The organism is Flavobacterium sp. FG19, from assembly GCF_057809475.1.
In genome coordinates this window covers 119,437-140,252 of record NZ_JBMDKA010000002.1, presented here as the reverse complement: position 1 = coordinate 140,252, position 20,816 = coordinate 119,437, and the positions used below count along the sequence as shown (strand labels likewise).

Annotated in this window: 21 protein-coding genes; 13 read left to right on the top strand and 8 right to left on the bottom strand. The window is 34.8% G+C overall.

Annotated elements, in window-relative coordinates:
• The first annotated feature begins 19 nt into the window (after positions 1 to 19).
• Both ACODST_RS02595 and ACODST_RS02590 read left to right on the top strand, forming a co-directional pair.
• Positions 20 to 874, top strand: a complete 855-nt coding sequence (locus ACODST_RS02595; protein ID WP_488930557.1) for a hypothetical protein — start codon at positions 20 to 22, stop codon at positions 872 to 874.
• A gap of 82 nt (positions 875 to 956) precedes the next feature.
• Positions 957 to 1,556, top strand: coding sequence for a PAS domain-containing protein (locus ACODST_RS02590; RefSeq protein ID WP_488930556.1), 600 nt, complete (start codon positions 957 to 959; stop codon positions 1,554 to 1,556).
• 202 nt (positions 1,557 to 1,758) lie between these two features.
• On the opposite strand, the gene recG is transcribed toward ACODST_RS02590, so the two are convergent.
• Positions 1,759 to 3,867 carry an ATP-dependent DNA helicase RecG gene (gene recG / locus ACODST_RS02585; RefSeq protein ID WP_488930555.1) on the bottom strand — a complete coding sequence of 703 codons (2,109 nt, stop codon included), beginning with the start codon at positions 3,865 to 3,867 and terminating at the stop codon, positions 1,759 to 1,761.
• Between the two features lie 211 nt (positions 3,868 to 4,078).
• Here recG and ACODST_RS02580 point away from each other — a divergent pair, with 211 nt between their 5' ends.
• The 4 genes from ACODST_RS02580 (at position 4,079) to ACODST_RS02565 (ending at position 7,407) form a co-directional block, all read left to right on the top strand.
• On the top strand, positions 4,079 to 4,507 hold the full coding sequence (locus ACODST_RS02580) for a hypothetical protein (protein ID WP_488930554.1): 429 nt from the start codon (positions 4,079 to 4,081) through the stop codon (positions 4,505 to 4,507).
• A gap of 159 nt (positions 4,508 to 4,666) precedes the next feature.
• Positions 4,667 to 6,424, top strand: a complete 1,758-nt coding sequence (locus tag ACODST_RS02575) for a hypothetical protein (protein WP_488930553.1) — start codon at positions 4,667 to 4,669, stop codon at positions 6,422 to 6,424.
• Positions 6,425 to 6,466: 42 nt separating this feature from the next.
• Entirely contained in the window at positions 6,467 to 7,006 is a 540-nt protein-coding gene (locus tag ACODST_RS02570; protein ID WP_488930552.1) for a DUF1697 domain-containing protein, read from the top strand.
• Complete coding sequence (locus tag ACODST_RS02565; protein ID WP_488930551.1) at positions 7,006 to 7,407, top strand: DUF4348 domain-containing protein; 402 nt, start codon at positions 7,006 to 7,008, stop codon at positions 7,405 to 7,407. The genes ACODST_RS02570 and ACODST_RS02565 overlap by 1 nt, the downstream gene beginning before the upstream one ends.
• A 1-nt stretch (position 7,408) precedes the next feature.
• Here ACODST_RS02565 and ACODST_RS02560 read toward each other — a convergent pair whose 3' ends face one another.
• The 3 genes from ACODST_RS02560 to ACODST_RS02550 all read right to left on the bottom strand — a co-directional run bounded on the left by ACODST_RS02560 (position 7,409) and on the right by ACODST_RS02550 (position 9,031).
• A complete protein-coding gene (locus tag ACODST_RS02560; protein ID WP_488930550.1) occupies positions 7,409 to 7,912 on the bottom strand; it encodes a hypothetical protein in 504 nt (167 codons plus the stop codon).
• Between the two features lies 1 nt (position 7,913).
• The gene (locus ACODST_RS02555) at positions 7,914 to 8,198 is read right to left on the bottom strand and encodes a hypothetical protein (RefSeq protein WP_488930549.1); all 285 of its coding nucleotides are present in this window, start codon (positions 8,196 to 8,198) and stop codon (positions 7,914 to 7,916) included.
• 89 nt (positions 8,199 to 8,287) lie between these two features.
• The gene (locus tag ACODST_RS02550; RefSeq protein WP_488930548.1) at positions 8,288 to 9,031 is read right to left on the bottom strand and encodes a Dph6-related ATP pyrophosphatase; all 744 of its coding nucleotides are present in this window, start codon (positions 9,029 to 9,031) and stop codon (positions 8,288 to 8,290) included.
• A gap of 130 nt (positions 9,032 to 9,161) precedes the next feature.
• Between ACODST_RS02550 and ACODST_RS02545 the strand changes: the two genes are divergently transcribed.
• From ACODST_RS02545 to ACODST_RS02535, 3 genes are all read left to right on the top strand, one after another.
• Positions 9,162 to 10,172 (top strand): transposase, encoded by a 1,011-nt coding sequence (locus ACODST_RS02545; protein WP_488930547.1) that lies wholly within the window; start codon positions 9,162 to 9,164, stop codon positions 10,170 to 10,172.
• Between the two features lie 8 nt (positions 10,173 to 10,180).
• On the top strand, positions 10,181 to 12,241 hold the full coding sequence (locus ACODST_RS02540) for a M1 family metallopeptidase (RefSeq protein WP_488930546.1): 2,061 nt from the start codon (positions 10,181 to 10,183) through the stop codon (positions 12,239 to 12,241).
• A 109-nt stretch (positions 12,242 to 12,350) separates the two neighbouring features.
• Entirely contained in the window at positions 12,351 to 13,259 is a 909-nt protein-coding gene (locus ACODST_RS02535) for a patatin-like phospholipase family protein (protein ID WP_488930545.1), read from the top strand.
• A gap of 84 nt (positions 13,260 to 13,343) precedes the next feature.
• Here the strand turns inward: ACODST_RS02535 and ACODST_RS02530 are convergent, their stop codons facing one another.
• Positions 13,344 to 13,865: a DUF7935 family protein gene (locus ACODST_RS02530; protein ID WP_488930544.1), complete on the bottom strand. Its 522-nt coding sequence runs from the start codon at positions 13,863 to 13,865 to the stop codon at positions 13,344 to 13,346.
• 124 nt (positions 13,866 to 13,989) lie between these two features.
• On the opposite strand from ACODST_RS02530, the gene ACODST_RS02525 reads away from it, so the two are divergent.
• Positions 13,990 to 14,757 carry a sulfite exporter TauE/SafE family protein gene (locus tag ACODST_RS02525; protein ID WP_488930543.1) on the top strand — a complete coding sequence of 256 codons (768 nt, stop codon included), beginning with the start codon at positions 13,990 to 13,992 and terminating at the stop codon, positions 14,755 to 14,757.
• Between the two features lie 104 nt (positions 14,758 to 14,861).
• On the top strand, positions 14,862 to 15,161 hold the full coding sequence (locus ACODST_RS02520; RefSeq protein ID WP_488930542.1) for a hypothetical protein: 300 nt from the start codon (positions 14,862 to 14,864) through the stop codon (positions 15,159 to 15,161).
• Here the strand turns inward: ACODST_RS02520 and ACODST_RS02515 are convergent.
• Positions 15,138 to 15,488, bottom strand: a complete 351-nt coding sequence (locus ACODST_RS02515) for a type II toxin-antitoxin system RelE/ParE family toxin (protein ID WP_488930541.1) — start codon at positions 15,486 to 15,488, stop codon at positions 15,138 to 15,140. The two genes, ACODST_RS02520 and ACODST_RS02515, sit on opposite strands and share 24 nt — an antisense overlap.
• A 215-nt stretch (positions 15,489 to 15,703) precedes the next feature.
• On the opposite strand from ACODST_RS02515, the gene ACODST_RS02510 reads away from it, so the two are divergent.
• Positions 15,704 to 18,040 carry an ATP-dependent helicase gene (locus tag ACODST_RS02510; RefSeq protein WP_488930540.1) on the top strand — a complete coding sequence of 779 codons (2,337 nt, stop codon included), beginning with the start codon at positions 15,704 to 15,706 and terminating at the stop codon, positions 18,038 to 18,040.
• Positions 18,041 to 18,110: 70 nt separating this feature from the next.
• Entirely contained in the window at positions 18,111 to 18,731 is a 621-nt protein-coding gene (locus ACODST_RS02505) for an L-threonylcarbamoyladenylate synthase (protein ID WP_488930539.1), read from the top strand.
• Positions 18,732 to 18,921: 190 nt separating this feature from the next.
• Here the strand turns inward: ACODST_RS02505 and ACODST_RS02500 are convergent, their stop codons facing one another.
• The gene (locus ACODST_RS02500) at positions 18,922 to 19,755 is read right to left on the bottom strand and encodes an OmpA/MotB family protein (protein ID WP_488930538.1); all 834 of its coding nucleotides are present in this window, start codon (positions 19,753 to 19,755) and stop codon (positions 18,922 to 18,924) included.
• Between the two features lie 34 nt (positions 19,756 to 19,789).
• Entirely contained in the window at positions 19,790 to 20,809 is a 1,020-nt protein-coding gene (locus ACODST_RS02495; RefSeq protein ID WP_488930537.1) for a glycosyltransferase family 2 protein, read from the bottom strand.
• Between the last annotated feature and the right edge of the window lie 7 nt (positions 20,810 to 20,816).

The window sequence follows — 20,816 nt, the reverse complement described above, 5'->3', positions numbered from 1 at the left end:
AACTTAAATTTTTAAAACTATGAAAACAAAAGCCAGTTTGAATGAGCAGGATTATCTGCATAGCTTTATGTCAACAATGACACAAAAATCGGATACGATCATTAATTATGTTCTTGTTGTTTATTTTCTTTTAGGAATTGGATTATCTTTTAAATACGATACGTTTGAAATTGGAGTAGGTGTAGGAACCCTTAATCTTTTAGCGTATTATTCAGCCAAATTTTTTCTTAAAAACTCAAAGTTTTACCAATACGTTTTATCTGTAGTACTGGCTGTTTTTATGGCACAGTATATTTATCAGATGCACGGTTTGTTTGAAATGCATTTCACGGTTTTTATTGCCAGTACTATTTTAATTATTTACCAAAACTGGAAACTGCAGATTCCGTTGACTCTTTTAGTTGTGCTGCATCATGCCGGACTGGCGTATCTGCAAAACTATATTTATAATGATGCCAATGGTTTTCAGGTATATTTTTCGCAGGTAAATTTCGATTTGGAAACCCTTATTATTCATACCGTTCTGGCCGCTGTTGTGTTCTTTATGAATGGCTACTGGGCTTATTATTTTAAAGAACACAGTTATAATCATATTTCTAAGATTTCTGATGAATATGAACTGGAAAATATGAAACTGGCTTCGGCTAAATTCAGTTCTATGTCGGCCACAAAAGAATATAACGATTACATTCATCGTACTACCCTTGATTTAAAACTTCCGGTTAATTCTGTTTTGAAACTGATTGATGTTTCAAAAGGACATACAGACAATGATAAGTTGTTAACGTATCTGGATATGATGAGGGAAAGTGCTAAAAAAATTGACGATCTCGTAAACGATATTCATGTTAAATCTACCAATGGTAAGACTTAGGGAAATTTAAAATGTTCAAAACCAGCTTCCAAAAAATAAGTACACGCAGAATCACCATTTATTAATTTTTAATAGAAAATTTATGGATACCCGATTTAACCGCCCAACTCCGTCAGATCGTGAAGTTGACTGGAATAAGAATAAAGTACTGCTTAGTAAAACTGATAAAAATGGAACGATTTTGTATGCGAATGAAGATTTTATAGATGTTTCCGGTTATGATGAATTTGAACTTGTGGGGCAGCCGCATAATATAGTCAGGCATCCGGATATGCCTAAGGTAATTTTTAAATTCTTATGGGACAGTATAAAATCCAGTGAAAACATTCACGTAATCATCAAAAATATGGCTAAAACCGGCCGTTATTACTGGGTTGTAACTGATTTTAAAATTATTGCGGATGATAATGGCGATATAGTAGGTTATTTTGGAACCCGAAAATCAGTTCCGGAACCTATTATCACCAAATTCATTGAACCTTTGTATAAAAAACTGCTGCAGATTGAAGAAGCAAGCGGTATAATTGCTTCTGAAGAATATCTGGTAGGTTTTTTAGAAGAACGCAAGAAAACATATATGGAATATGTAGATCATTTAATTGCTACCGGAAAAGATGATAAAAACAAAATAAGTAAAGGTTTATTTAGTGGTTTTTTTGAGAAAAGCCCGCCTAAGAAATAACCAGCAGTAAATATATGCTTCATTGTGTCAGGGAAATATTCAACAAAAATTTGCCCCCAACAAATCTATCACCTGAATATTTATAACTTATCTTAAGTCTGATGCAGTGAAGTATATTTTTTTTGAGGTTCAAAGTGACAAAGATGCAAAGTGACAACATAGTATAAAGTTACTTAAACAGACACTTTGAATTTTTGGCCCTTTATGAAATATAATTCCAGATATTCTTCTTTTTGGTCAGTTCGATAAAAACGGCTTTTAAAATAGCATGTTCCGGTTTTTGCAGCGGAGGGTCTTCTTTTAGTATTTTGAGGGCATAGTTTCGGGCAAAAGATAGTATTTCACGGTCTTTAACAATATCGGCAATCTGCAGATTCAGCACACCGCTTTGTTGTGTTCCCATTAAATCTCCCGGACCGCGCAGCTTTAAGTCTACCTCGGCAATTTCAAAGCCATCATTAGTCTGAACCATTGTTTCCATTCGGGTTTTGCTGTCAGTGCTTAATTTATGTCCGGTCATTAAAATACAATAACTCTGTTCGGCCCCGCGACCAACACGTCCGCGCAGCTGGTGCAGCTGTGACAATCCAAAACGTTCTGCACTTTCGATAATCATTACACTGGCATTGGGTACATTTACACCTACTTCGATAACCGTTGTGGCTACCATTATATTGGTTTTGCCTTCAGAGAAACGCTTCATTTCGGCATCTTTATCAGCTGGTTTCATTTTACCGTGTACAATCGAAATCGAATATTGCGGCAGCGGAAAATCTCTGGAGATGCTTTCGTAACCGTCCATCAGATCTTTGTAATCCATTTTTTCAGATTCCTGAATCAGAGGGTATACAATATAAATTTGTCTTCCTTTGGCAATTTCATCACGCAGGAATTTCCAGACTTTTAAGCGATTGGTATCGTATCGGTGAACGGTCTGAATTGGTTTTCTTCCCGGTGGTAATTCATCAATAACCGAAACATCCAGATCGCCGTACAAACTCATAGCCAGAGTTCGGGGAATTGGTGTGGCTGTCATAACCAAAACATGGGGCGGAATATCATTTTTTTTCCACAATTTTGATCTTTGTTCTACCCCAAAACGATGCTGTTCATCAATAATGGCAAGCCCTAAGTTTAGAAACTTTACTTTATCTTCCAGTAAAGCATGGGTTCCAATCAATATCTGAAGACTTCCGTTTTCAAGTTCTTCATGAATAATCTTCCTTTCAGACGTTTTGGTAGAGCCTGTCAGTATTTTTATGTTGATATTTAAGGTACGTGCAAATTCAGAAAGCCCGATAAAATGCTGGTTGGCAAGAATTTCAGTAGGAGCCATCAGACAGGCCTGAAAACCGTTGTCGATGGCCAAAAGCATGCTCATAAAACCTACAATGGTTTTTCCTGATCCTACATCACCCTGAAGCAGTCGGTTCATCTGGGCATTGCTTCCCATGTCTGAACGGATTTCTTTTATTACCCTTTTTTGCGCATTGGTCAGGTCAAAAGGCAGGTGTTTCTGGTAGAATTCATTGAACAATTCCCCTACTTTTGTAAAAGGATGGCCTTTTATTTTATGTTTACGGATTAAGTTTTTCGTTATTAGCTGTAACTGAATAAAGAATAATTCTTCAAATTTTAAACGAAACTGAGCTTTTGCCAGTGCGTCGGCGCTTTTAGGAAAATGGATATTAAAGAGGGCAGCCCTTTTTGAAATCAGTTTTATTTCTTCTAGTAAATAGGGAGGAAAAGTTTCTGTAAACAGCGCCTGGGTTTCAATAAACAGCTGTTCCATCATCTTGTTTATCGTTCGGTTTGAAATCCCGCGGCTGGTCAGGGTTTCAGTAGAGGGGTAAACAGGCTGCATGGCAGAACGAAGGCTTTTTTCATGTTCACTCAGCAGTTCAATTTCGGGATGGGCCATACTAAACTGACTTCCGTATAAGGAACATTTTCCAAAAATAACAAGCTGTTCATTCAGTTTCAGCGTTTCACGGATCCATTTGTGTCCCTGAAACCAGTTGAGTTCAATCTGTCCGGTTTCATCTACGAAGGAAGCGACTAAACGTTTTTTGTTTTTAGCAAATTCAACCGTTTTTATATTGATGATTTTTCCAATAATCTGGACTTCACTGCCGGTATTCTGCAGTTCATTTATCTTATAATAACGCGTTCTGTCGATATACCGGTTAGGGTAAAAGTTTACTAAATCCCCATATTTATGAATTCCCAGTTCTTTGCGCAGCAGCTGACCGCGGCTCGGACCTACACCTTTTAGGTATTCAATGGGGGTTTCAAGGAGGTTATTAGACATTTAGTTGTTTTAAATTTTAGACTGCTGATTCCGGACTGGAAAAAATTGGATTTTAGATTTTTTCCTGTGGGATTTAATTAAAAAGCGAAGATAAATTTAAATTGGGAAATTAAAAAATACGATAGTTTCTAAAAACTCCGGAATTGTTTACGCAACCTTTTATTGTTATTCTTATCTATTAAATAAACTAACCTTAAAAAAATAAACCGAAATGAAGAAAGTGACAATTCTTTTTATGCTGCTGTTTAGTGTGGCTTCCTGTTCAAAAGAGGATGCAGATTCAGGAAACACACCCGGTTATTACGGAAAATGGGAACTAACGAAATATTCAGGTACTTTTATTGAGGCTATTTATGTTCAGGGAGAACCTTTGTGGGAAGAATATTATGAGTTTAAAAAAGACAACACTTTTATAAAAACAAGAATACATCAGGGAGAGACAGTGACAGCATCGGGAACTTTTTCTGTAGAAAATAGGCAGAACCAAACCTATCTTGAGCTGACTTACACGGCTTCAAATGATATTATTGGAAGCTGTACAGGTAATTTAAAAGAAGAACTGATTAGTAATACCGGTATATTATTGAACACCTGGCGAAATTGTGACGGCCCGGAAATGGAATATAAAAAAGTAAAATAAGTTTATTCTTTGCGGAATGAAATACATCATGTTTTAATTGGATTAAAAGGCTTTCTGTGTTCTTTCAGGAGCCTTTTTTATTTTAAAGCCGGTACTATTTTAATAAATAAAGATAATCCTTAGATTTGTTAAAGGATTTTAAAAGTATAAGCCCCAAATATGAATAAAGAAGAAAAAGTTCCTTTTGAAACTATGGTGTTTTCCGGAGTTACATTCAAAGTAATTAACCGAGACGAAGCTCATACTATTATTGGAGACCTTACGAATTTCAATAATGAAAAAATATACGATGTTTTTGAAGATTCCTGGCGTTTTCCGGATTACGAAGAAAATCCGATATTTCTTTTAGCAGAAGAAGATGTACAAATGGAATCTTTTGAAATGGATTTCAGTACAGAAGAACATCCGGATATCTTTATTTTAGGTTTTATTTTTAAAGGAAATCTAAACGTAACTAAATTAATAAGTTCTTTTGATACCGATAATTCTCCGGCTTTAATCGTATTAGGAGAAACAAGGGCACTTAATATCACTTTGTTTGGCAGTGTTCATTATTTGGGAGGTGGTTTAAAATGTGATGTCCTGACAGGTGAATACAATCATGGAGAACTTTTTGTCAAAGGAGAGGTTACAGCATGGTTAATCTACAGCGATGATATGCGAATGCATTTTGAGCAATTTACCAATGTTCAGGCTGTAATTAATGCGAACAGGCCAGATATAATGATTTGCAGCAGGCTTACAGATGCTGACGGATCTTTACTTATAATTGAAAATTATTTTCCGTCTACCCATAAATTGTCTGATATTGTTGCTGACGATTTTATAGAATTGTCTGATTATGGTTCAGAAATATTGGGGAACAACTATTTTGAAAATGCTTTTAAAGCCGGACTTTCAATTATCGATCACACTAAAGAAGAAAAGTATCTGTACAGTAGTTTCCGTAATCAGTTTATTGAAATGATTGAGGTTTTATCCGAAAAATATCCAGAAAGAACCAGTAAAACGATTTCTAATACCGAATATTTGTATGCTTCTTTTGTTTATGAAGGAATGAATTACACTCAGATTTCTGAAGATATACAGAATGGTTTCAATATTCAGATGCGCGCCTTATGGTGTCACGATAACGAAGAAATTATGCTGGTTTTAGAATATCAGGATGAAGAAGGAAATCCAAAATACCAATGGATTAATAATGAAACTGCTCAGGGAATCGAATTTTACGCTGTAAAAGCGGCAGCTGTAAATGCCTTTGAAGTGCTTTCGTCAGAAACCAATAACGAGGATGATGATGATGATGAAACAGAATATGCGGAATACGACAGCACTTTTTCATTAGAAGATTTTGCGGTTCAGTTTGGTGATTATACTATGCCGGAAGATTTGGTAAAATTGTATGAATTTCAGCAGGAATACGGTTCAGAAACCTATTCGGAATGTTTCGGATTACTTGTAATGAACGATAAAACCGGAATAAAAACCTGGTCTGAGGAAGAGGAGTTTTATAATAGTTTCATCGAATTTGCGGGCGCAAACGGTTCAGGAAGTTCCTATGCTTACTGGCTTATTGATGATGATTTGAATAATTGTCCGATAGTTGTTTTTGGTGATGAAGGCGGAATTCATGTTGTGGCAGGAAACATTCGTAAGCTCATTCATTTACTGACTTTAGATACCGAAATTTCAGTTGATTTTGATTATTGCTATTTTTACAAAGACGAGGAATATTATCAGGAAAATGAAAATAAGGAAGAATTTCACAAGTGGGTAAAAAGAGAGTTTAATCTTGATGCTTTAGAATCAAATGAAGAAACGGAAGTCATTGTAAATGAAGCAAAAGAAAAGTACAAGAAAAAGTTGAATGATTTTCTGGTAAATTTTGATATTGAAATAGGAGAAGAAGAGGAATAATCCTAAAAAGGAATTTTTATCTTTGAATAAATTAAAAAGAAAATGACAACACATTTAGCACTTTTACGCGGAATCAACGTTTCGGGGCATAATATGATGAAAATGGATGCTTTGAAAACAATGCTGGAAAATCTGGGTTTTCAAAATATCAGAACGTATCTGCAATCCGGAAATGTTTTTGTAGACAGTGAAGATGATGCATCTAAAGTAGGATTTATCATTAAGCAGGAAATTTTTAAAGTTTTTGGACATGAAGTTCCTGTTGTAATGATTACCAAAGAAAATCTGGAATCTTGTTTCGCTAATAATCCGTTTTTTAAAGAAAAAGATATCGATACAAAAAGACTGTATGTGGCTTTTGTTTCAGCTTCCCTAAAACAAGAAAATATAAATGACTTAAAAATTAGTCAGTTTAAACCCGATGAAGCCAGTATTGATGAAAACAGAATTTTTATAAAATATGCTGTAGGCGCAGGAAAAACACGTTTTGATCAGAAATATATAGAGAAAAAATTAAATGTAACAGCAACCATCAGAAACTGGAATACGGTGACGAACTTGCTTAATATGTATTCAGAATAATGAGAAAGTACTTTTTAATGTTTTTTGTTTTTACAATGAGTTTAAATACTGCTATTTATGCTCAAGAGACAAAAACTGCACCCGAAGATTTCAATACTTTTTTTAAGAAATTCAATGAAGATCCAAAGTTTCAGGTTAGCCGCGTGGTTTTTCCTTTGAAATATAAGATGAATAATGATGATTTTGAATTGACTGATTATACAATGACAAAGGATAAGTATAAAATCCTGAAATTGAATAATAAGGCCGATGAAAAGTATTTAAAACGAACACTATCCATAAAAAAGCATATAGCTGTGCTTCAACATCGCGGTCTGGATAATGGAATTTATGTAGATTATATTTTTGAATTAAAAGACAATAAATGGTTTCTAAAAACCTGGACTGATCAATCTACTTAAATTAATCCCGCATCCATTTCTGCATAGCAGGGAAAGGCTTTTTTTGCTCTTTTTCTGCTCTTTCCTTTCCAAGACATAATCCCATCCATTCAAGCAAGGGAAGTCCCATGTAGGTTCCTGCATTAAAATTTGAAATGAACCACCCGGAACTGCCTTTATATCCGTCCGGATGAAATACAAATTCTAAAGGAAGTTGTAAATGATGTAATGCAGCATAAGACCATAAAATGGCAGCAATTTCGTCGCCTTGCGTTGGCCAGTCTTTAGAGATTTCTGGTGTACCTACTAATTTTCTTTCTTCAGGAACTGTAACGGCAAGATGACCAGCTTCATGTAAAAGATCTCCGGGATATAATAATTTAGTGTAATCTATATAAATGCAGTTTGCTCCTAAATCTAATCCAGGCAAAAAGGTGTTTTCAAGCTCTTTTTCAATAATCTCAATGCCAATTTCTTTCAAAAAGAATATTACTTTTTTTACTTCTTCTGTTTCTTTTAAAGCCATATTAATTTGTTTTTACTTTTTTAATGTAAATAGTATCTAAATTACGCAAAGCACCCTTTTTCATCCCACCTCCAAAAGGCTGTATAAATTGAATTTGCTGCAGTTCATAACCTTCTTTTTTAATTGGTTCGTTTACGCCTAACATTGGAGCTTCAAAACCCCAAATAGTAAATTCATGATAACGTTTCTCTTTTAATGAAAAATAACCATTAGACAGACTCAAAGTCTCACCAACTTTACAATTTTCAACAGGCTGCTTGTTGTCTGCATCATAAATATAACCCACAATTTGAGGTCGTTTACATCTACTGACCAAACAGCTTTGTAATGAAAAAACAACAAGAACAAGAAAAATAACTTTGCAGAGAGTCTTCATTATTTTTTAATTAAATCACAATACCAGAATCCAAAATCAAAAGCACTTTGATCCTCTGTATCACACGCTTCATTTGATGAATTCTCACTTTCAGGTTTTTCGTATTTTCGATAAACAATTTCACCAACTTCAAAATCTACAGGCTTAGAAAAAACAGGGCCGTCAAAAGCAAAAGTATGAAACTCGCCATTTTCTCCGCAAACATCTACATTTTCAGGTAAATCATTTATAAAATCCTGATCTATAATTCTTCCAACAAAACTTTTATCCAGATATTTTTCGTTTACACAAACCACTATTGTTTTAAAACCTAAAGTAATAAATTCCTGAATTAAATCTTTGGTTGGGATTCTCCAAATAGGAAAAACACCTTTAAAACCAATCTTCTCTAATTGTTTTTCCCGATATAGTCGTAAATCTTCTAAAAAGATATCTCCAAAAACAGAATATTTTACGCCTTCATTTTTCAATTCTGTCAGCGTTTTAATCATTACATTTTCGTAAACTTCCATTGATGGCATTTCTGGAGTTTCCATGATCTTTAAAGGAATTCCGATGCTTTCAGCCTGTGCCTGCAATAATTCTACACGAACACCATGCATGGAAATACGCTGATACTGCTGGTTTACACTAGTTAGCAAATATTCAATGTTGTAATCCGGATTTTGTAGTATTTTATAAAGAGCCAAAGCAGAATCTTTTCCGCTGCTCCAGTTAAACAAGGCTTTTTGTGGTGTAGACACGATTTTGCATTTTATAACGTAAACTTACAAATTTCATTCGATTTGTAAATGAAACCTTTGTAACTTTGGGATTTTACAGGTCAAAAAGATGGTGTTGTTTAATGAAAAATTTAAAACCGACTCAAACCGATTGAAAAATTGGGACTATTCTAGTGAAGCTGTTTATTTTATTACCATTGTAACCAAAAACAGAGCATCTATTTTTGGAACTGTTGATGGTGAAAAAATGGTTTTAAATGAAAATGGAAAGATAATTGAGATTGAACTTTTGAGATCGATTACGATCCGAAAAAATTGGTTTTTCCATAACTGGATCATTATGCCAAATCATATACATTTATTAATCGAAATTCAGGAAGAAAATATTCCGACAGAAATGAATACCAAAGTTTCCAATTCATCCACAACGAATATCGTAGAGACGCACAGCAGTGCGTCTACGTACGGTATATCCGCAAAAGAATGCAACGAATCTTTTTCGACAAACGTTACGGAGACGCACTGCAGTGCGCCTCTACAATCCCGATCTGATGCCATAGCAGATTCCAATTTATCCACAACGAATATCGTAGAGACGCACCGCAGTGCGTCTACGTTCAGCACATCCACAACGAAAAGCAACGAATCTTTGTCGATAAACGTTGCGAAGACGCACTGCAGTGCGCCTCTACAATACCAATCTGACGCAATCACGGATTCCGCATTATCCACAACGGATATCGTAGAGACGCACAGCAGTGCGTCTGCGTCCGTTATATCCGCAAAAGAATGCAACGAATCTTTGTCGACAAACGATACGGAGACGCACTGCAGTGCGCCTCTACAATACCAATCTGATGCTATAGCAGATTCCAATTTATCCGCAACGAATATTGTACAGACGCACTGCAGTGCGTCTGTACCCGGTATATCGACAACAAAATGCAATGAATCTAAATCTAATTTTTCTAGAAAATCCAATTCAATTTCATCGTTTGTGGCAATTTTTAAATCAATTACCACTAAAAAAATAAACGGTACAGAATCAATTTGGCAGGCTAATTACCATGATCATATTGTTAGAAATTACAAGACGTTTGAAAAGATCTACGATTACATAAAACATAACCCAATGTCTTGGGATACAGATTCTTTAAAATAAAATTTTCAATGAAATACATTTTCCTATTATTTACCGGATTTATTTTCGCACAGCAGACCCAAAATGTTGATTTCAAATCCGTTTCGGGGCAATTGTCTTTAAATCCAATAGAAAAAACGGTTTCCGGTGCTGTTGATTTTCAATTTGATGTTTTAAAGGAATGCGATACCATTTCGCTTGACGCTAAAAACATGGAATTTTCCAATGTAAAAATCAACGATCAAGAGGTGATTTTTCTTAATGATACCAAACAATTAAAACTAATCTCTCACTTTACAAAAGGCCAAAATCATTTGACTTTTCATTATAAAACAAAACCAAAACAGGCTTTGTATTTTGTAGATATTGAGAACGATGATGTTCAAATCTGGACACAAGGGCAGGGAAGGTATACGAGTAACTGGTTTCCCAGTTTCGATGATGTGAATGAAAAAGTCATTTTTAATCTAGGAATTACTTATAAAAAAGGCTATCAGGTGGTTTCGAACGGAGTTTTAAAAAGCAAAACAGAAAAAGACGATCAGGTTTACTGGCAGTATCAGATGGAAAATCCTATGAGTTCGTATTTGCTTGTGCTTTCCGTTGGAAAATACGACAGAAGGGATTTTGTTTCTAAATCCAAAATTCCCCTTGAATACTATCTTGAAAATAAAGATACGGCGCGTTTTGAACCAACTTATCGTTATTCTAAGCGTATTTTTGATTTTCTCGAAAAAGAAATAGGCGTTAAATACCCCTGGAAAGTTTTCAGACAGATCCCGGTTCGTGATTTTTTATATGCCGGGATGGAGAATACAACGACTACACTTTTTGCTACCAGATATGTGGTTGATGATATTGCTTTTACAGATCGGAATTATACCAATGTTGATGCTCATGAACTGGCACATCATTGGTTTGGAGATTTAATTACCGCCGAAAGCAGTACACATCACTGGCTTCAGGAAGGGTTTGCCACTTATTATGCATTGCTGGCTGAAAGGGACATTTTTGGAGATGACTATTTTTATGCAAAATTGTACGATACGGCACAGCAGATTAAATTTGCTTCCAGGAGCGATACTATTCCGGTTCTTAATGCAAAAGCCAGTTCGTTAACTTTTTACGAAAAAGGAGCCTGGACACTTTTTGTACTGCATGAATCAATAGGTGATAAAGCATTTAAAAAAGCAGTTAGAAATTATCTTAAAAAATATGCATTTAAGAATGTAAATACACAAAATTTCTTTGACGAGATTAAAAAGGTTTCCGATTTTGACCTTGTTTCATTTCAAAAAACATGGCTGGAATCTACCGCTTTTGATACACCAATGGCTAATGCCCTGTTAAGCAAAAACAAAGCGATACAAGTTCGTCTGGAAGTAGACAAGCTAAAGAAAACACCTTTAAACGAAAAGATTGTTTTTTTAAGACAGACTTTAGATTCAGATATCCATTATTCGGTTAAAGAAGCTGTTATTTCGCAATTAAAGGCTGAAAAATATGCAGATAAAAAAGAATTATTAGGTAAGGCACTGCAGCAGGGCAATATATACGTTCGTCAGACTTTAGCGGAAACGCTGACGGTTATTCCAGAGGATTTCAGGGCTGAATATGAAACTTTGCTTGATGATAAATCGTATCAAACTCAGGAAGCGGCCTTGTTTTATTTATGGAAAAACTTTCCGGGTCACAGAAACGAGTATCTCGACAAGTCTAAAAACTGGATTGGTTTTAATGATTTTAACCTGCGTACTTTATGGCTTTCTCTGGCTTTATCAACACCCGATTACACTGATAATCCGCAGAGCCTTATTGAAGAGTTGATTTCTTTTTCAACTACAAAATACGAAGCGACTACGCGCCAAAATGCACTGGAAAAGCTGATTGCGTTTAAAATCATAAGTGATGATGTTCTGGCTAATCTGGTAAATGCGACTACGCATCATATGTGGCAGTTTTCAAAGTTTGGAAGAGATTCGATAAGAATGTTATTGAAAAATTCAGAAATGCGTGCTTCGTTTAACAGAATTTTACCTAATTTAAACCCCGATGAAAAATTTCAATTAGATCGTTTGTTGAGAGAGTAGAGAATAGATAAAAGAATATAGTATATAGATTAAGTGGAAGTCTTTACTCTATAATTTCTTTTTCTTTCCTCTTAAATAAAATCCAAAAATAAAACCTACAATACATTTTATGAGAGCATTAGTTATTTCTGGCGGCGGAAGTAAAGGCGCATTCGCCGGAGGAGTTGCACAGTATTTAATAGAAGAAAAAAAACAGGAATACGATTTATTTATAGGAACTTCGACAGGAAGTCTGCTTATTCCGCATTTAGCTCTCGGACATATTAAAAAAATACATTCCGTTTATACCAATGTTACGATGTCAAGCATTTTCAATATTTGTCCGTTTGTGGTTAAAAATAAAGACGGAGTCGACATTGTTACCATTAATCACTTTAATGTTCTGCGCCAGTTTTTTAAAGGAAAACGGACTTTTGGTGAAAGCAAAGGTTTAAGGAAGTATATTCAGAATAACTTTTCGCTTTCGGACTTTAATAAACTTAAAAAACTGAAAACTGATGTTATTGTAACGGTAACCAATTTTACCAGAAACGAATCAGAATACAAATCAGTTAAAGACTGTACTTATGAAGAATTTTGTGAGTGGTCCTGGATTTCGAGTAATTATGTTCCCTTTATGAGTCTGGTTGAAAAGAACAACTGCGAATATGGTGATGGCGGATTTTCAAGTTTGGTCCCGATACGTGAAGCAATCAACAGAGGCGCTACCGAAATTGATGTAATTGTTTTGGAAACAGAGGTAAATACAACCAAAACAGTTATTGGTAAAAATCCTTTCTCACTCATGATTGACTTGTTTCGAATTGCATTGGATCAGGTTGAAAAACACGATATTGCTATAGGAAAACTTATGGCAACCAATAAAAATGTAAAACTTAATTTATATTACACACCTATAAAGTTAACTGACAACGCTTTGATTTTCAATAAAGATGTTATGAAAGAATGGTGGGAACAAGGCTATGAATACGCTCAGAATAAATCAGAGGTTATGAGCGATAATAAAATATTGATTTAAGATGGATGATTTTAGATTTTAGATTTTAGATTTTAGATTGACTGCTCAAAATCTGAACACTGCAATCTAAAATCTAAAATGGTTTTACCAAAGTTCAGCAACTTCACTTTTAATAAAGCTCAAAGCGGTACTGCTTGGGGATTGTTTTTCAAGTAAATCGTGTAAAATTACTTCACGTAATTTATCAGCACTGTCTACACGGTCACTCATGGCCGTTTTGCGGATTATTTGGATTGTTGTGTTTTTCGCAGTAGTAATAATGGTCCAGCATTCTTCAGACATATAAATCTGTTGTGCAAGATTGTGTTCAAATTCAAATTCGATTTGGTCAATCAGATAATTTTCATAATCATGTTTGTTTTGCGAAACAGGAGCAAGTCTGATTAAAAGTTTAGTCAGATTGATACGTTCCAAAAATAAAGTCATACGCTCAAAAGCCTGCAGACGATTTGGCAGCGATTCTTTGTGAGCCTGTTTATTTAACAAAAAAGCCCGTTTTTTGTCGGTGTTCTTTATATGCAGTTCAAAAAAACGATAAGCCACAATTCCTGTAACTATTGCAGGCAGTGTATAACTTGCCAGTTCTATTATTTTATTAAAATCCATTGGTATAATTTTTAAGCAAAAATATACTTTTTGAGGAGAAATCCATTTTAATTTTATGGTAATAAACAAAAAGGAAGCTGTACTTTTGCGACTTGTTTTTTAATGTGACTGAAATATATTTTTAATGGATTCATACATAATACTTTTCCTTTGTTTAGCAGCTTTTGCTGCAGGATTTATTGATGCGATTGTCGGTGGCGGCGGGTTAATTCAAACTCCTATGGGATTAATTTTATTGCCCAGTCTTCCGGTTTCTACAGTTATTGGGACACTTAAAATTCCTGCTTTCAGCGGAACAGCATTCGCTGCTTTTCAATATTTGAAAAAAGTAGTGATTCAGTGGAAGCTGTTGATTATTATGATGTGTCTGGCTGTTCCCTCGGCTTTTTTGGGTTCAACGATTTTAACACTGGTGAGCAACGATTTTATGAAACCGCTTTTATTAGTGGTTTTGTCGTTATTGTTTATTTATACCTATGCGAAAAAGAACTTTGGGCAGCATGCTGCTAAGGATCATTCAGAATTGACTCAGATAATTTATGCTGTTGTGATTAGTATTATTGTTGGTTTTTATGATGGATTTATTGGACCGGGAACAGGGAGTTTCTTTGTTGTTGCTTTTATAGCTCTTCTGGGATTTGATTTTCTGCAGGCTTCTGCTAATGCAAAAATGGTGAATCTGGCAACGAACTTTGGTTCGATTTGTTTATTTATGATAAAAGGGAAAATCATTTGGACCATTGCAATCCCAATGGCTGTCAGTAACGGACTTGGAGGATGGCTTGGCGCTAAACTGGCTATAAACAAAGGGAATGGTTTTATTCGAATTTTCTTTTTGGTAGTGGTAGTCGGTACCCTGATTCGATTTGCTTATGATGTTTTCTTTAAGTAAATTGTTAATATATTGAGATGGTAGGTTTTTACATTATTATAAATAATTTTGTATCAAAAAAAGGTTATTTTTGTATTGTAAATTGATAATTAAAGTATCAAAAAATGATAGAAATAGTCGAGAATTACGAGAATTACGTAAATAGTTTACCTGATTTAATTGGTAAATCCTTTTACAAAGCGGAGTTTTTTATGCAGAAATTAGGCTTAAAACACGCTACGTATTACAGAAAACTTAAATCAAAAAGCTTCACACATCAGGAAGTTAAGTTAATTACAAGTTTATTATTTCCAGAAGAAATTTTGATGCAGGAATTACAAAAGAGCGAGGAAGATATAAAGGCGGGAAGAATTGTTGATCTTTCTGATTTTAAAGAAAAATTAAGAACTAAGTATAACATCTAAATTCAAAGGATTTCTCCTGTTATCCCAAAATAAAACTATATAGATAGTTTGTACTTCTATTTTATAAAAGACATAAACTTGCTCAGAAATTAAAAACTTTCGGCAGCAGGTTTTTTTATGCTTTGAGCCTATATAATTGTTTTGTTCTAACGTTTCTAGAAAGCTGTAAGTTTTTTTAGAAAAAGATGTAGCTTTTGTTTCAGAATATTTACTGATGATTTCGAAGAAAGTTTTTTCAGCATTTTCTGTAAGTACTATTTTCATTGTCAGTTTGATAGATGAAGTAAATATAAAATTATTTTTAGTTTTTAAGGATTTTTCTTTCAAAATGTTTTAAAAGAAACAATTGTTTGAAAATTGGCAGAGTTGATGTACTTTAGTGAAAGCAGACAGACAACATAAAAGCAGGAACGCATGCCTTTAAAAAACACCAATTCTGTGGCTTCTCAAAAATCTTAGTCCCAAGGTTTCGGGATAGCGTCTCACTATCTTAGGAACTTTCTTTTTTAATTCTTAATTTTGCATAAAAGGAGAAAAAGTACATGCAGAAATATATTGACCAGCTCAACGAAGCACAAAGAGCGCCTGTTTTAAAGAAAGATGGGCCAATGATTATTATTGCTGGTGCAGGTTCGGGAAAAACCCGTGTTTTAACCATTAGAATTGCCTATTTGATGGCGCAGGGTATTGATTCTTTCAATATTTTGTCGCTGACTTTTACCAATAAAGCAGCCCGCGAGATGAAACACAGAATCTCCGATATTGTAGGGGCGAGTGAAGCAAAAAATCTGTGGATGGGAACTTTTCACTCTATTTTTGCGCGTATTCTAAGAGCGGAATCAGATCATTTGGGCTATCCTTCTAATTTTACGATATATGATTCACAGGATTCTGCCAGACTTATTTCCGGAATCATCAAGGAAATGCAGTTAGACCGTGATATATACAAACCAAAACAAATTCTGGGACGTATATCCAGTTATAAAAACAGTCTGATTACGGTGAAAGCTTACTTTAATAATCCTGAATTGGTTGAGGCTGATGCTATGGCAAAAAGACCGAGATTGGGAGAGATTTACCAGCAGTATGTAGAACGCTGTTTTAAGGCAGGAGCAATGGATTTTGATGATTTGTTGTTGAAAACAAACGAATTACTGACTCGTTTTCCAGAGGTTCTTGCCAAATATCAGGATCGTTTTCGTTACATCCTGGTGGATGAGTATCAGGATACGAACCATTCCCAGTATCTGATTGTAAGAGCTTTGTCTGACCGATTCCAGAATATTTGTGTGGTAGGGGATGATGCACAGAGTATTTATGCTTTCCGTGGTGCGAATATCAATAATATTTTGAACTTCCAGAAGGATTATGAAGGAGTAGTGATGTTTCGTCTGGAACAAAATTACCGTTCAACGCGAAATATTGTGGAAGCCGCCAATACGGTTATGGATCATAACAAAACAAAACTGGATAAAGTAGTCTGGACAGCAAATGAATTTGGACCAAAAATAAAAGTCCACAGAAGTTTAACCGATGCAGAAGAAGGACGTTTTGTGGCTGGTACCATTTTTGAGCAGAAAATGCAGAACCAGCTTCATAATGGTTCTTTTGCTATTTTGTATCGTACCAATGCACAATCACGTGCGATGGAAGACGCTCTGAGAAAAAGAGATATTCCGTATCGAATTTATGGAGGACTTTCGTTCTATCAGCGTAAAGAGATAAAAGATGTTTTATGTTATCTCCGTCTGGTTTTAAATCCAAAAGATGAAGAAGCTTTGATGCGTGTTATTAATTATCCGGCACGAGGAATAGGGGATACAACGGTTGAAAAACTAACTATTGCAGCCAATCACTACAAACGTTCCATTTGGGAAGTGATGGTAAATATTGATAAAATTGATCTGAAGCTAAATGCTGGTACAAAGAATAAATTAAAAGATTTTGTAACCATGATTCAGAGCTTTCAGGTAATCGATCAAAATCAGGATGCTTTTTACATAACGGATCATGTAGCCAAAAAAACAGGTTTGGTTCAGGAATTAAAAAAAGATGCGACTCCGGAAGGAATGGCAAAAATCCAGAATATCGAAGAGCTTTTAAACGGTATTAAAGATTTTACAGAAGGACAGAGAGAAATTGACGGAGCAAGAGGAGCACTTTCTGAATTTATGGAAGACGTTGCACTGGCGACAGATTTGGATAAAGATACTACAGATGAAGACCGTGTGGCATTAATGACCATTCACCTGGCAAAAGGACTGGAGTTTCCGCATGTTTTTGTGGTGGGAATGGAGGAAGATTTGTTTCCGAGTGCCATGAGTATGAGTACCCGCAGTGAACTGGAAGAAGAGCGCCGCTTATTTTATGTGGCTTTGACACGTGCAGAACATCAGGCATATCTGACTTATGCACAATCTCGTTATCGCTGGGGAAAACTTACAGATAGTGAACCTTCCCGTTTTATTGAAGAGATTGATGGGCAGTACTTAGAGTATTTAACCCCTGCCGAAACGAATTATCGTTATAAATCGCCAATTGACGGGGATATTTTTGGAGATATCGACAAATCAAAATTGCGATTGTCCAAACCAGTGAGCGGAACACCGCCAAGAAATAGTAATGATAACAGTCCAAAACCGGACCTGAATATCCGTAAGCTGAAGCCAGTTTCAGGAAATGCCCCTGAAAGTTCAAATCCTAATTTATTTGACAACAAACTAACCGTTGGAAATGTGGTGATGCATGAGCGTTTTGGAAAAGGTGAAGTAATCAATTTAGAGGGTTTTGGAGCTGATAAAAAAGCAGAAATTAAATTTGAAGTGGGAGGAATTAAGAAACTTCTGCTAAGATTTGCTAAATTAGATGTTGTAGGATAAATAGTGTTTTTAGGCTTTAGTTTACCAAAACAAAAACCGGAAACAAATAAAAATTTGAAACAAGAACAAAATGGCAGAATTCATAAAGATATACCCTGATAAACCAAGCGAAGCTGCAATTGCTAAAGTAGTAAAAGTGCTTCAGAACGGCGGTTTGGTAATTTATCCAACCGATACTGTTTATGGTTTAGGATGTGATATTACCAATTCCAGGGCATTAGAAAAAATTGCAAAAATTAAGGGAGTAAAATTAGAAAAAGCTAATTTCTCATTTATTTGTCATGATTTGAGTAATTTATCTGATTATGTTCGTCAGATTGATACCTCTACTTTTAAGATATTAAAAAGAGCCCTTCCGGGACCGTATACTTTTATTCTGCCGGGAAATAATAATCTTCCAAAAGAATTTAAAAAGAAAACCACGGTGGGGATTCGTGTACCGGATAATAATATCATTTTAGAAATTGTACGCCAGTTAGGTAATCCGGTTGTTTCTACTTCTATTCGTGATGAAGATGATGTAATTGAATATACAACAGATCCCGAATTAATATTTGAAAAGTGGCAGAATCTGGTAGATATGGTAATCGACGGCGGGTACGGTGATAATGTAGGATCTACTATTATAGATTTATCAGAGTATGAGCCAGTTGTGGTTAGAGAAGGAAAAGGTGATATTGATATTTTGTAAATAAATACAAGAATCGTATAAAAGTTAAAAAATAATAACTAACTTTAGTATAGTTAAAATTTAGTTAGTTAACAAAATAAAAATGTGATCCCTGATTTTGTGATAAATCACTTGTTTACAGAATCAAAGATGCATAAAAAAGCAGGTCAATTGACCTGCTTTTTTGTTGTATAAAAATTAAGCTTTTTAATTATTTAGCTTGTTTTTTCATTTCTTTTTCAATCATATCGTAGAATTGATCGATTTTTGGCATAACAACGATACGTGTTCTTCTGTTACGGGCTTTGTTTTCTGCAGAATCATTAGCAACTAATGGTACGTATGAACTTCTACCGGCAGCGATTAATTTTGCAGGGTTAACACCAAGGTCATTTGTTAAGACACGTACGATAGAAGTAGAACGTTTAACACTTAAATCCCAGTTGTCTAAGATAATACCATTGCTTTTGTATGGAACATCATCTGTATGTCCTTCAACCATACACTCAAAATCAGGTTTATCGTTTACTACTTTAGCAACTTTAGCTAAAACAGTTTTAGCTTTGTCACTTACATCGTAACTTCCGCTTTTAAATAATAATTTATCAGCAATAGAGATAAATACTACTCCTTTTTCAACATTTACTTCGATATCCGGATCGTTGATTCCAACTGCTCCTTTTAAGCTGGTAACTAATGCTAAAGTTACACTGTCTTTTTTAGTAAGTGCATCCTGAAGTCTTGAGATTTTTAAATCTTTCTCTTTTAAACTTTCTAAAGATTTCTCAAGATTTTCAGCACCTTTGGTAGTTAAAACTGTTAAGTCTTTAGAGCTGTTAATTAAGTCCTGATTGTGTTGTTTATAGCTTTCAGCTGTAGCTGCTAATCCTGCTTTTTCTTCCAGACAAGAATTTAATTTAACTGTGCAAGAGTTTAATAAATCTTGTGTCTCTTTTTGTTTAGCTTCAAGTGCAGCATATTCCTTTTTCGATACACACGAAGTTAAAGCCATTAATACTGATAGTGCGATAACTATTTTTCTCATAGGTATTATATTTAATTAAACGTTGATTACAAATTTAGTTTTTAATATTTTGATTACTGTTAAAGATTTCTTTAAAAACCCGTAATTTCTTTATGTAATAAAGGAAAACGATACTTTTTACAGTATAGTATTGCTGTAATTGAAAATCTTTACGTTTTTTTAGGTACTTTAAAGATAGGCAATAAAATGAAAAATGGGCCTTTAAAATAGCAAAAGTATGGCCAAATTTTCCTTGTGTAAGAAAACGGATACCGGCAATTCCATCCAGAACCATTCGGAAGAAAAGAATAAAAAACATTCCTTTTTCAGGAAGGTTTTTAACCATCATTAATAAGGAGTTTCTAAAATTTAAATATGTTTTCTTCGGATTTCCCTGCTGTAAAGTAGCGCCTCCAACATGATAAACGACTGTTTCTGAATTGTATTTTATACGATGTCCTTCGTTTAAAGCACGCCAGCATAGATCAATTTCTTCCTGATGAGCAAAGAAACCTTCATCAAATCCTCCCAGTTTATGATATACGGCTTTTCGGATAAAAAAACAGGCTCCTGATGCCCAGAATAATTCGTAATTATCATTGTACTGGCCATTGTCTTTTTCGATAGTATCAAAAATTCGGCCCCTGCAGAACGGGAAACCATATTTGTCTATAAATCCTCCGGCGGCTCCGGCATATTCAAAATATTCTTTGTTTTTAAAGTCAAGTATTTTGGGCTGGATAATGGCAGTCTGTTCTTCTCTGTCAAAAGTTTCTGCGATAGGCAGTAACCAGTTTTCAGTAACTTCTATATCAGAATTAACTAAAGCGTAGATTTCTTCTTCAACCTGTTGAAGAGCGTCGTTATATCCTTTGGCGAAGCCATGATTTCCGGTATTCTGTATGATCCTGACAGTAGGGAAATTTTGTTTTACATACTTAACAGAATCATCAGTAGAGGCATTATCTGCTACATAGACAGCAGCTCCTTCTGAATATTGTATAACAGACGGCAGAAACTGCTCCAGCAATTTAACTCCGTTCCAATTTAAAATGACAACTGCTATTTTATTCAAAAGTAAA